Source organism: Vibrio sp. B183 (genome assembly GCF_000740665.1).
GTDB classification, from domain to species: domain Bacteria; phylum Pseudomonadota; class Gammaproteobacteria; order Enterobacterales; family Vibrionaceae; genus Vibrio; species Vibrio coralliilyticus.
Genome location: NZ_JPQB01000018.1, coordinates 205,432 through 217,789, shown reverse-complemented (window position 1 = coordinate 217,789; position 12,358 = coordinate 205,432). Strand labels below are relative to the sequence as shown.

14 protein-coding genes are annotated in these 12,358 nt (G+C 44.3%); 5 read left to right on the top strand and 9 right to left on the bottom strand.

Features of this window, described 5'->3' with window-relative positions:
- Positions 1-11: 11 nt before the first annotated feature.
- The 6 genes from nqrE to bolA form a co-directional block, all read right to left on the bottom strand.
- Positions 12-608: an NADH:ubiquinone reductase (Na(+)-transporting) subunit E gene (nqrE, locus tag IX95_RS20305; protein WP_006957944.1), complete on the bottom strand. Its 597-nt coding sequence runs from the start codon at positions 606-608 to the stop codon at positions 12-14.
- A 7-nt stretch (positions 609-615) separates the two neighbouring features.
- Positions 616-1,248, bottom strand: coding sequence for an NADH:ubiquinone reductase (Na(+)-transporting) subunit D (locus tag IX95_RS20300; RefSeq protein WP_019277461.1), 633 nt, complete (start codon positions 1,246-1,248; stop codon positions 616-618).
- Positions 1,248-2,033 (bottom strand): Na(+)-translocating NADH-quinone reductase subunit C, encoded by a 786-nt coding sequence (locus tag IX95_RS20295; protein ID WP_006957946.1) that lies wholly within the window; start codon positions 2,031-2,033, stop codon positions 1,248-1,250. Before IX95_RS20295 ends, IX95_RS20300 begins: the two co-directional genes overlap by 1 nt.
- Positions 2,023-3,267 carry an NADH:ubiquinone reductase (Na(+)-transporting) subunit B gene (locus IX95_RS20290; protein WP_006957947.1) on the bottom strand — a complete coding sequence of 415 codons (1,245 nt, stop codon included), beginning with the start codon at positions 3,265-3,267 and terminating at the stop codon, positions 2,023-2,025. Before IX95_RS20290 ends, IX95_RS20295 begins: the two co-directional genes overlap by 11 nt.
- A 5-nt stretch (positions 3,268-3,272) precedes the next feature.
- Positions 3,273-4,613 carry a Na(+)-translocating NADH-quinone reductase subunit A gene (locus IX95_RS20285; RefSeq protein WP_038163539.1) on the bottom strand — a complete coding sequence of 447 codons (1,341 nt, stop codon included), beginning with the start codon at positions 4,611-4,613 and terminating at the stop codon, positions 3,273-3,275.
- Positions 4,614-5,047: 434 nt separating this feature from the next.
- The gene (bolA, locus tag IX95_RS20280) at positions 5,048-5,356 is read right to left on the bottom strand and encodes a transcriptional regulator BolA (protein WP_019277459.1); all 309 of its coding nucleotides are present in this window, start codon (positions 5,354-5,356) and stop codon (positions 5,048-5,050) included.
- Between the two features lie 138 nt (positions 5,357-5,494).
- On the opposite strand from bolA, the gene IX95_RS20275 reads away from it, so the two are divergent.
- The 4 genes from IX95_RS20275 to IX95_RS20260 all read left to right on the top strand — a co-directional run bounded on the left by IX95_RS20275 (position 5,495) and on the right by IX95_RS20260 (position 9,269).
- Entirely contained in the window at positions 5,495-6,622 is a 1,128-nt protein-coding gene (locus tag IX95_RS20275; RefSeq protein WP_038163537.1) for a methyltransferase, read from the top strand.
- 51 nt (positions 6,623-6,673) lie between these two features.
- Positions 6,674-7,243 (top strand): YajG family lipoprotein, encoded by a 570-nt coding sequence (locus tag IX95_RS20270; protein ID WP_006957954.1) that lies wholly within the window; start codon positions 6,674-6,676, stop codon positions 7,241-7,243.
- On the top strand, positions 7,243-7,788 hold the full coding sequence (locus tag IX95_RS20265; RefSeq protein WP_006957955.1) for a peptidylprolyl isomerase: 546 nt from the start codon (positions 7,243-7,245) through the stop codon (positions 7,786-7,788). Before IX95_RS20270 ends, IX95_RS20265 begins: the two co-directional genes overlap by 1 nt.
- 95 nt (positions 7,789-7,883) lie before the next feature.
- A complete protein-coding gene (locus IX95_RS20260) occupies positions 7,884-9,269 on the top strand; it encodes an AmpG family muropeptide MFS transporter (protein WP_038163535.1) in 1,386 nt (461 codons plus the stop codon).
- 48 nt (positions 9,270-9,317) lie between these two features.
- Here IX95_RS20260 and IX95_RS20255 read toward each other — a convergent pair whose 3' ends face one another.
- From IX95_RS20255 to IX95_RS20245, 3 genes are all read right to left on the bottom strand, one after another.
- On the bottom strand, positions 9,318-9,980 hold the full coding sequence (locus IX95_RS20255; protein ID WP_038163532.1) for a ChrR family anti-sigma-E factor: 663 nt from the start codon (positions 9,978-9,980) through the stop codon (positions 9,318-9,320).
- Complete coding sequence (locus IX95_RS20250) at positions 9,977-10,561, bottom strand: RNA polymerase sigma factor (RefSeq protein ID WP_006957958.1); 585 nt, start codon at positions 10,559-10,561, stop codon at positions 9,977-9,979. The genes IX95_RS20255 and IX95_RS20250 overlap by 4 nt, the downstream gene beginning before the upstream one ends.
- A 67-nt stretch (positions 10,562-10,628) precedes the next feature.
- Positions 10,629-11,198, bottom strand: coding sequence for an LON peptidase substrate-binding domain-containing protein (locus tag IX95_RS20245; RefSeq protein WP_038163529.1), 570 nt, complete (start codon positions 11,196-11,198; stop codon positions 10,629-10,631).
- A gap of 344 nt (positions 11,199-11,542) precedes the next feature.
- On the opposite strand from IX95_RS20245, the gene IX95_RS20240 reads away from it, so the two are divergent.
- Positions 11,543-12,352 carry a nucleoside-specific channel-forming Tsx family protein gene (locus tag IX95_RS20240; protein WP_019274524.1) on the top strand — a complete coding sequence of 270 codons (810 nt, stop codon included), beginning with the start codon at positions 11,543-11,545 and terminating at the stop codon, positions 12,350-12,352.
- Positions 12,353-12,358 lie beyond the last annotated feature (6 nt).

Sequence of the window (12,358 nt, the reverse complement as noted above, 5' to 3'; positions counted from 1 at the left end):
GTTTACCCGACTTACAGTTGAACACCAGAGAAAGACATAAAGCCTAACGCCATAAGACCTACACTGATAAAAGTGATGCCAAGACCACGCAGACCAGGGGGCACGTCAGAGTACTTCATCTTCTCACGGATACCTGCAAGAGCAACGATAGCTAGCATCCAACCCACACCTGAACCGAAGCCATAAACAACAGATTCAGCAAAGTTGTAGTCACGTTGTACCATGAAAGATACACCACCGAAGATCGCACAGTTTACTGTGATCAGCGGTAGGAAGATGCCTAGCGCGTTGTACAGAGGTGGGAAGAAACGGTCAAGAACCATCTCTAGAATCTGTACAAGTGCTGCAATTACACCGATAAAGGTGATGAAGTTTAGGAAGCTAAGATCCACACCTTCCACTAAAGCGTTTTCTTTCAGTACAAGGTTGTAAACTAGGTTGTTAACCGGAACTGCGATAGTCAGTACCACAACAACAGCAACACCAAGACCGAAAGACGTCTTAACTTTCTTAGATACAGCAAGGAATGTACACATACCCAAGAAGAAAGACAGAGCCATGTTTTCGATGAAAATCGATTTAACTAATAGACTAATGTAATGTTCCATGACGCCCTTACTCCTTCGCTTCTACTTGTTCTGGTTTCAGAATACGGATTGCCCAGATAAGGAAGCCGATTAGGAAGAATGCAGATGGTGCTAGAAGCATCAGACCGTTTGGCTGGTACCAACCACCATTGCTCACTAGAGGTAGAACTTCCATGCCAAATAGTTTGCCAGAGCCAAACAACTCACGGAAGAAGCCTACAGTGATAAGAACGAAGCCGTAACCAAGACCGTTACCAATACCATCAATAAGTGACGGCACAGGTGCAGATTTCATAGCGAATGCTTCTGCACGACCCATTACGATACAGTTCGTAATGATCAAACCTACGAATACCGACAGCTGCTTAGAGATATCGTACAGGTATGCTTTTAGCACTTGGTCTACCACGATTACTAAAGATGCGATGATCGCCATCTGAACGATGATACGCACGCTGTTAGGAATGTGGTTACGGATTAGAGATACAGAGAAGTTTGACAACGCAGTTACAAACGTTACCGCTAGTGTCATTACAAATGCTGTCTCTAGTTTAGTTGTTACTGCAAGAGCAGAACATACACCAAGAACCTGTAGCGCGATTGGGTTGTTATCCAACACCGGCGCCATAATGCTCTTTTTAATGTTTTGTGCGCTAGACATTAGTTCAGACCTCCGTCACGAACTTTTGCTAGGAACGGACCAAAGCCCATATCGCCTAACCAGAAGTCGAATGTACCTTGAACACCGTTACCAGTTAGTGTTGCACCTGAAAGGCCGTCGATACCATGCTCTGAACCTTCTGGAGCGCCACCTTTAACAATCTTGATTGCTGGCTTGTGGTTGTCGTCAAATAATTTTTTACCGACCCACTGAGCACGCCATGATGGGTTCTCAACTTCACCACCAAGTCCAGGAGTTTCACCCTGCTCGTAGTAAGTGATACCAGACACAGTGTTACCGTCAGTTTCAACAGCAACAAATGCGTACATCATAGACCATAGACCGTTACCATGAACTGGCAGGATAACTTTAGACACGTCATTGCCGTCTTTCACTAGGTATACAACACCTGTGTTAGCACGACGGATGATTTTCGCCTTGTCTTCTTCGCCAGTTAGTTTAACTGACTCTGAAGGGTCTTTTGCTGCTTTGCGCTGATCATAGTTTGCAGCGGTAGAACCATCTGCAGCTTCTTCAACAAAGTCACCAGTGTTGAAGTCAACCAGGCGAGGTTCAATGTACTCAGCGAATAGCTCAGGTACTTTCTTGCCCGCTGTTTCAATTCCAGCAACTTCGATAATCTTAGTTTGCTTGTCTAGTACAGCGTTAGCTTTTTGCTGATCGCGCAGACCAACAGCGGCTGTTGATACGATGATTGAACAAACAAGGCTCAACCCGATAACAACACCCAGCGTCTTTTTAATGCTGTCGTTATTACTTGCCATAGCGTGCTTGTCTCCGCTTGATGTTCTTCTCGATAACTACATGGTCGAACAGAGGTGCAAACAGGTTCGCGAACAGAATCGCCAGCATCATACCCTCTGGGTAAGCTGGGTTAACTACACGAATAAGTACACACATCACGCCGATTAGCGCGCCGTACCACCATTTACCACCATTGGTAAATGAAGCGGATACAGGGTCTGTCGCCATAAAGAACATACCGAATGCAAAACCACCTAGAACTAGGTGCCAATGCCATGGCATGTTGAACATTGGGTTGGTATCAGAACCAATAACGTTGAACAGCGTTGCGGTTGCAATCATACCGATCATCACACCAGCAATGATTCGCCACGAAGCGATTCGCATATAAACGATCATCGCTGCACCAATCATCAGGGCAAGAGTCGATACTTCACCGATTGAACCTGGGATGTTACCGATAAACGCATCCATCCAAGTGATAGGAGCACCTGTTACTGTGTTAACAAGAGCACCGTTACCACCTTGAGCCCATTGGCTAAGCGCAGTAGCACCTGAGAAACCGTCAGCAGCAGTCCAGACTACGTCACCCGAGATTTGAGCTGGGTAAGCAAAGAATAGGAAAGCACGACCAGCCAGTGCAGGGTTTAGGAAGTTACGACCTGTACCACCAAAGATCTCTTTAGCTACCACCACACCGAATGTGATACCTAGAGCCGCTTGCCATAGAGGCAGCGTTGGCGGAACGATTAGCGCGAACAAGATAGAAGTAACAAAGAAGCCTTCGTTAACTTCGTGCTTACGCACCATACAGAACAACACTTCCCAGAAGCCACCAACAATAAACACTGTGGCGTAAATCGGTAGGAAGTAGGTCGCACCCAGTAGCATCTTAGTGCCAACCCCAGCATCAGCCGCAATAGTGCCGCCAAGCATTTCGGTTAGCCAGTAATGCCAGTTACCTGCGATAACTGCTGCTAGCTGCTCGCCAGCATACATGTGGTTAAGTGCTGCAATAGCTTGGCCACCTGCGTTGTACATACCCCAGAACATTGCTGGGAATACCGCAAACCAAACCATGATCATGATACGTTTTAAGTCAACGCTATCACGAACGTGCGAGCTTTTCTTTGTAATAAGACCTGGCGTGTAGAAAACTGTTGCTACAGCTTCGTACAGGGCAAACCATTTTTCATGTTTACCGCCAGGCTCAAAATGATGCTCGATGTCTTCAAGAAACTTTTTAAGAGCCATGAAAATTACCCTTCCTTCTCGATCTTATCTAGACATTCACGAAGTAACGCACCGTACTCGTATTTGCCCGGACATACAAAGGTACACAATGCTAGGTCTTCTTCATCCAGTTCTAGCGCACCCAGTGCTTGAGCACTGTCAACGTCGCCTGCACATAGATCACGAAGTAGCAGAGTTGGTTCCATATCCAATGGCAATACACGTTCATAGTTGCCAATTGGCACCATTGAACGATCACTACCATTCGTGGTTGTTGTCATGTTGAACAACTGACCTTTGAAGATATGACCAAGGAAAGCACGGGTTACCGAGAACTTGTTCTTACCAGGCATAGCCCAGCCAAACAGTTCTTTGTCACGACCTTCACGTAATACAGAAACCTGTACGTGGTAACGACCTAGGTAAGCGTGAGGACCAGTTGCATGAGTACCTGTCAGTACTGAACCAGAAATCACACGAACTTCACCTGGCATTAACTCGCTGTCAGTCAAATCTTCTAGGTTTGCACCTTGAGTTGTACGGACTAGACGAGGGTTGTTCACTACTGGGCCAGCCAGAGATACAACACGATCCGTGTAAAGTTCACCAGTTAGGAACAACTTACCGAACGCAATAACGTCTTGGTAGTTGATGCTCCACGCCACGTTTTCTGCATTTACTGGGTATAGGAAATGCATGTGGGTGCCAGCTAGACCTGCTGGGTGAGGGCCATCAAAAACATGCTCTTCAACATTTGACTGAGAAGAACGAGGTAGACTGGTACCAGATTTACACACGTAAACCTTACCGTCTGTCAGAGTTGAAAGCACATCCAAACCAGCAACGAACGCATCTTGCTGTTCATTGATGACCAACTCAGGCTGAGCTGCCAACGGATTAGTATCCATTGCAGTTACAAAAATAGCCTGTGTAGAAGACTCAATTGCTGGAACCTTGCTAAACGGACGAGTACGTAAAGCTGTCCAAAGACCTGCATCAACAAGCTGAGTTTTAACCGCGGTACGGTCAAGACCTGCTAGTTGGCCGGCTTCAAACTTATCGAACGTTACCTGCTCTTCACCTGCCACTTCAATCACTACAGATTGAAGGACACGTTTAGCGCCACGGTTAACCTCGATCACTTTACCGCTTGCTGGTGAAGTAAATTTCACACCCGGGTTCTTTTTGTCTTCAAAAAGAACTTGGGCTTTCTTTACTTCATCGCCTACGCGAACATGCATAGTAGGACGCATGCCAACGTACTCTTCGCCAAGCAAGGCGACTTTCTTGATGGTCTTACCATCATTAATCACCTGGGTAGGAGTTCCTGCGATAGGAAGGTCCAGACCCTTCTTTATTGTAATCATACGCACTTGCACTACTTTTATCGGGAAAAAGATTCTTTGATTGCGTAACTTTTAGACACGACACTAGTGTCCGGTTTTGGCGCAGTTTAAAACACCAAAATCGCAACATCCTATTAAAAACCTCGCTACAAATTTAGTCGAGATTTATCAGGTGCGATAGTCTATCATCTTTTTAGAAGTCTATGCCATGACCAATGAAGGGAATCAGATAGATATTTCGAAGGATTTGAGTTTAAAAGGCTAAGTATTGGTCATAAGTTTGAACCATCGCACAATCGCCAATAACCACACGGGCTTTGCTGTTTTTAATCATTCACATTGTGAAACATTTCTGGTTAAAACTAATTCAGCTGTTTATTTGTTTCTACATTGTTAACGCTTACTTAAATCACAGCCAATAAAAAAGGCAGCAAACGCCACCTCTTTTCTTTCAACTATTTAGAGCCGCCTAAACACATAGGGCTATCTGGAGCCAACTCGTTCTGCTCTTTCCACTCCGATGGCGTGTATGTGTGCATCGACAAAGCATGAATATGGTTAGCGAGTTCATCAGCCAGCACTTGATTAACCTGGCGATGGCGCCCAATCAGACGTTGACCTTCAAATTTGTCACTGACCACCACCACTTTAAAATGACTTTCCGAACCCGCTGGAACATTGTGCATGTAACTTTCGTTTAGCACGTTAAGAAATTCAGGTTCGAAGTGCTCTTGGAGTTTAGTTTCAATCACTTCTTGTAGCATTGTGTGTCACCATCTAAATATGAACAGCATGAAAGAACAGATAATAATCGTCTTGTACGCAAAGCAAAAGGTTTTAGTTTTCACACGCCCTACCTTCTGCGACAATTTACCTCATGAATTTGCCCAAGCGTTCCAAATATGAAAACTGAACTTGTGCTCCATGAGCGCACCTTAACTTTGCATCGATTCCCTCAACGCAACAATGAAACTCTTCAGGCCTGGGATGCTGGCGATGAATACCTTATCAATCATATAGAAGAACTTGGCCTCGCTGGCAAACACATTTTGATTCTGAATGACAGTTTTGGTGCGCTGAGCTGTTGGTTGTCGGAGAAACATCAGATCACCATGATGAGCGATTCCTACATTGCTCATCAAGGAACACTCTCCAACCTCAAGCGTAACCACTGCCGTGATATCACCTTGCTTCACACCATGGAAGAGATTCCTCAAGGTGTGGATTTCGTTTTGATACAAATCCCACGAAACAACCGCCACTTAATATGGCAATTGAGTCAGCTAAGACAAAGGCTCGATGCTTCGGTACCAGTGATCGCGGTAAACAAAGCTAAAGAGATTCATACTTCTACATTAAATCTGTTTGAAAAGTACCTAGGTACGACAACCACATCTCTAGCATGGAAAAAACATCGTCTGGTTTTCGCTCAAGCCGATAGCTCGACGAGTGTTTCTGTAGACCCTATCACTCGCTGGAATATCGACGAGCATCATTTCACGCTCGACAACTTACCTAATGTCTATTCGGGTGAAAAGCTGGATCAGGGTGCGCGATTTATGCTTGATCACTTACCTAAAAATCTCAGCGATGAAAAGGTGGTGGACCTTGGATGTGGCAACGGTGTGTTGTCCGTAAAGATGGGAATGTTGAACCCAAATATACAGCTCACTTGCGTCGATGAAAGTTTTATGGCCGTCGAATCAGCCAAGAAAAACTTAACCCGCACACTTGGCGAAGACAGAAAAATAGAATGCCTTCCCAACAACTGCTTGGACGGATTTGAAAACGCCAGCGCTAATGTTGTGGTCTGTAATCCCCCCTTCCATCAGCAGCAAGCCATTACCGATCATATCGCATGGCAGATGTTCTGTGATGCAAAGCATGTTCTCAGCAATGGTGGGCAATTATTAGTTATCGGTAACCGTCACCTCGGCTACGATGTGAAGTTATCTAAGCTATTTGGAAAATCGAACGTAAAACTTGTCGCTTCAAATAAGAAATTTGTTATTTTACAAGCAACTAAATAGTTCACTATCATGTCTCTTATACGTATAGAGTTACGATTAAAGGAAATTACAATGAGAAAATTGGTTCTAGCCGCGTCAATGGCCTTACTTACTGCGTGTGCCGCACCGCAACAAGAACAGATCAACTTTATGCCTCAGCCAGTTCTGAGCAATAGCGACATCGTAAAAGACGCAAGTTTCACTCTGACAAGTAAAGACGTACGTTCAGCTCAATATGTAGCCCTAATAGATAGTGGCCGCTCAAACATTGAGCCAATTCATTCTAAGCAAAATGTGCGTATCGCGATTGAAAACGCGTTACTGGAACAGTTCCAATCTCAAGGTTTCCGCAGCACTGTTAATAGTGAAAACTCAGTAAAGATTGAAGTGCAAGAAGCATTGGTTTCCGTCAAACACTCAGTGATGGAAAACGAGATGGATGGAAAAGTCGTTCTTGAAGTCACAGCAGAGACGCCTCAAGGCAAGCTAGTTAAGACTTACACAGGCACAGCGAAACGCACAGGCGCTTTAAGTGCTTCAAACGAAGAAATAGAAATTGTACTTAACGATGTAATTAATCTGGTTCTGAAAGAAGTCGCTAGCGACCGTGAGTTGAAGAATTACATGCAGGAGCGCTTCTAATGTGGAAAGTTGCTATTGCCTCACTGGCGTTAGTCAGCAATCTGGTGTTTGCAGGTCCTAAAGTTGAATTTGAAACCACATTAGGTGCTTTTACGATTGAGCTCAATCAGGAAAAAGCCCCTGTTACAGTGGAAAACTTCCTTAAGTATGTCAAAGACGGCAGCTATGTCGGCACCCAGTTTCACCGAGTGATTCCGGGCTTTATGGCACAAGGTGGTGGTTTTGATCAAGACATGAAGCAAAAACCAACTTACGCGCCTATTAAAAATGAAGCGTCTAATGGCCTAAAGAATGAAACAGCCACCGTTGCTATGGCAAGAACTAACAACCCTAATTCTGCAACGCGTCAATTCTTTATCAACTATGTTGATAACAACTTTCTTGATTACGACCAGCGCCCGCCGGGTTACGCAGTGTTCGGTAAAGTAACCAAGGGTTTCGACGTAGTACAGCAAATGGCGAAAAAGCGCACCAAAACGGTCGGCCGCTACCGTGATGTTCCAGCAACACCTATTGTCGTAACGAAAGTGACTTTACTCCCATAATCTAAAAAGGCTCCTACTTATCCAGTTGGAGCCTTTTCAATTCACCCTATTTTCCCTAACTTAACACTCACTATAAAACGAACAAGGAAGACTTTATGTCTGCCAACTCTCCCTCAATGTCTTGGCTAGAAACGATTCGTAGTTATTATGATAAACGCCTGCTATGGGTGTTTATGCTCGGTTGCTCAAGTGGCTTTCCATGGGTTTTGATCGGCTCTAACATGTCGGGTTGGTTAAAAGACGCTGGCTTAACACGTACAGCGATTGGCTACTTCGGCAGTGTGTTCGCGGTTTACGCGATTAACTTTCTGTGGGCTCCGCTCGTGGATCGGGTCAAGCTTCCGGTTCTACATGCAGTACTAGGCCAACGCCGTAGCTGGATTTTTTTCTGTCAGTCATTGGTGTTAGTAAGCACTTTGTTTATTGCAGGTGTCGACCCTTCACAAAACTTGATGTTCACATCTATGCTGGCGCTGGGTATCGCAATTGCGTCTGCAACTCAGGATATCGCCATCGATGCATTCCGTATCGATACTTTCCCTAAATCCGATTCATCCAAGCTGCCTCAAGCCTCAGCGATGGCGGTGATTGGTTGGTGGACCGGCTATTCACTACCAGGTTACGTAGCCTTCATCAATGCTGACTCAATCGGTTGGAATGGTGTGTACTATGGCATGGCAGCTATCGTCGGCATCTTGATGCTGTTTACTCTGCTAGTTGGTGAACCAACAACCAATCGTGAAGCCCTCCAACAACAAGCGGAAGCTCGCCATAACAAAATCGTCGGTTCTAAAACTGCATCTTGGATAAGCGTTACCGTGGTTGAGCCTTTCCTCGATTTCTTTAAACGCAATGGTGTCAAAGTCGCAATAACTCTATTGCTGTTTGTATTCCTGTTTAAGATCGGCGAAGCCTTCTTGGGCCGAATGTCCATCGCCTTCTATAAAGAAGTGGGCTTTAGCAACGAACAAATCGGCTATTACTCTAAGTTGATTGGTTGGGGAGCAACCATACTCTTCACCTTAGTGGGCAGCATGTTCAACGTTCGTTTTGGCATCATACGCGGCTTGATGATTGGCGGTATCGCCATGGCAGGCAGCAACTTAATGTTTGCTTGGATTGCCTCTGTTGGACCAAATGAGCACTTGTTCCTAGCCACAATTATCGTCGATAACTTTACAACGGCATTCTCAACTGTTGCGTTTGTTTCTTTCCTCACTGTACTCACGGGCCAGGCATTCTCCGCGACGCAATATGCGTTGTTGGCCTCCTTAGGGAACTTTGGACGAACAACATTAGCTTCATTCAGTGGAGAGTTGGTTGACTTCCTTGATGATTGGTCACTGTTCTTTATCATCACTTCACTAATGGTCATTCCGAGCTTAATTATGCTCTATTCACTACGTCATTACTTCACCGACCTTTTGAATAAAGCCAAAGAGCGAGATGAAGAAGAAGCTAAAGAAGTAACATCTTCATAAAAAAGAAAGGCTTGGCAAATGCCAAGCCTTTTTGCTTTAAAGTTATTTCTAAGGGTACATGCCTTTACCAAATAGGTTAAAGATACGCGCAACCCCTTGGGTGAAAATCATTGGTTCCGTCAACACGGTAAGACACAAACAGTCCTCTCCTTTTTGCGTATAAGGACTGTGTTTAATTGAAGCATCTTTAACGAGGTAATCCCCTGCTTCATAATGACCATCTTCATCACTAAACCCACCATGCAGTATCAAAGTAGATTCGATTCCCTTGTGCGTATGTTGAGGTATCTTCACATCTTCCGAAATGTACATTAGATTCACTCTAACGCTATCGCCAATGTCGATTGGTGCACTATATACCTTGCCACCATAGCTTTTCCATTCTCCTAACTTATCTCGGAATCGAGATAGAGAAAGTGGCAGCTGAAATGTTTTACCATTGACTTCAATGCTTGTTGGTTTTCTGATTGGTCGGGCGCTTTCTGGAGCAGGTTCAGTCTGCAAGATATCGTTCAACATATCGTCGAAGTTGTTATCATCGAAAGCATCAAGCGACATTAACGCTTCACCATAACGACTCTCCAGCTCTTGGACCTGTTTTTTACAAGTAGGGCAGCTCTCCAAATGAGTGGCAACAGTAAAACCATCGACCGCATCCAGACTGCCTTCAACATAAGCCTGCAACATATGCTGGTTTGGATGATAGCTCATAATCTTTCTACCTCTATTGAATGACGCAGCTTCTCCACTGCAAGTCTCAGCCTAGATTTCACTGTTCCGACTGGAATATCGTACATATCAGCTACCTGCTGATGTGGAAGTTCCTCCAGATATACTGCTTGAACAACTTTTTTCTGGGCGTCAGGAAGGACATCTAAAAATTTTACGACCTGCTCCTTAAGCATTTCTTGTTCAGGCGCATAGTGCTCAACTAAGTCTGGCGGGCAGTAATCATTTGGCCATATGTCTTCAGAATGGATGTGTAAATCTTTACCACGCTGCTTTCGAAGAGTATCGAAACATAGGTTGCGAGCAATTGTATAGATCCAAGTAGACAGCGAACTTTTCGACCCATCAAACAAATGACTTTTTTGCCATACCGTCGTCATTGTTTCTTGCACTAGCTCTAACGCCACTTGCTCATTACCCATGTGCTTGTAGGTAAACTGTTTTAAACGTGGTGCAAAATGCCTGAAGACCAACGCGTAAGATGCTTTGTCTTTATCTTTAACTTTCTCCATACAGAGGAGCCAGTCTTGTTTTGCAAAAGATTCCGTGTCCGTAGAAGCCATGTTCAGGTCCTTGTCAGCACTTTTGGGGTTTTACGTACCAAAGAAGTGAATGGATCACTCTGTAAGTTTAGCTTTCAATCGATCGGGAGAGAAATTCTATCGCTTCATTGCAATCTTTTTGCCTCAGAAGAAAATCAAATTGATGCTGGGGAACGGGAAGTAGCTCAAGCCAACGCTGGCTCACCCAGCTTGCATCGTCAAAGAATCGTTGATCGTACAATTCTCCGAGTTGAGGGAACTGCTTGTACACGGTGCGCAATTGATCGCTCAAGTATTTGTGCTGCTCAGACAACTGAGAAAATTTCCAGCTTGTACGCCATTCGACACGCGCTTTTCTCAACCCATCGAATTCCGTTCTAACTCTCTTTATTTCAAAGCATTTAAGTCCAACAACTGTCACCCCTAAAAGCCCGTCATCCAGCAATTCAAAGTCGACTATCTTCGCTAGAGATCCAACCGACGACAGTCGAGGAATGGAAGACAACTCATCCTGCTCAACTAAGCAAATACCGAACGTACCATCGGACTGACTCGCTTCTTTTATTAGTCTTTTGTACCTAGGTTCAAAAATTCGGAGCTTCATTTTCCCTTCAGGGAGAAGAATTGAACCTAGAGGAAACAGCATAATCTCAGACACTATTAATCACCCTTAATCAGTTTAAAATTAATTACGTGAAAAGTGAGAGTTCGATCAATCACCAAACGTGTTGATTATTTGACAAGCATAAAAATCAGCGCAAGCGCTTGCGTAAACGATACCCATATCACTTTCTGTGCAAAAAAATTATAGTTCCGTTACATTCCCGAAAAATGATCGTTAATGAGATCTCAGTCACTAGTTTTATGTATTTTTACACTCCGTATCACTATTAATTGAGATTTTTATCGTTATTATGCGCTCCAGTAAAAGCACAACGCAGATTGTGCAACAACGGCTATATGAATAAGTTTTGGTATTGAATAAACATAGAGAGTCCCACTATGCGCAAATCACTTTTAGCTCTTGGTGTTGTAGCAGCAATGTCTGCACCTGCAATGGCAGCTGATTACTCCGACGGCGATATCCACAAGAATGACTACAAATGGGTTCAATTTAACCTAATGGGTGCATTCGATGAGAAAGGTGCTGGCACTGAATCAACTCATGATTACCTAGAAATGGAATTTGGTGGTCGTTCAGGTATCTTTGATCTGTATGGTTACGTTGATGTTTTCGATCTAACTAACGATCCAAGCAGCGACAAAGACGGTGCAGAAAAAATCTTTATGAAGTTCGCTCCGCGCGTATCTCTAGATGCACTTACTGGCAAAGACCTATCTTTCGGTCCAGTACAAGAACTTTATGTTGCGTCTCTATTTGAATGGGGCGGAAACAATGGTGTAAACAACCAGAAAATTGGTATTGGCTCAGATGTAGAAGTGCCATGGTTCGGTAAAGTAGGTGTAAACCTATACGGTTACTACGACGGCAACGCAAAAGATTGGAATGGCTACCAAATTTCAACCAACTGGTTTAAGCCTTTCTACTTCTTTGAAAATGGCTCATTCATTTCTTACCAAGGTTACATCGATTACCAATTTGGTATGGATGACGATACAGCTTACCGTTCTAGCAATGGCGGTGCGATGTTTAACGGTATCTACTGGCACTCAGATCGCTTTGCAGTAGGTTACGGTATGAAACTATTTAAAGATGTATACGGCTTCACTGATGGCCAAACTCTACCATGGGGTCCTGTTGCGGATTCTTCAGGTGTAGGCCACTACGTAGCGGTAACTTACAAGTTCTAAGCCACT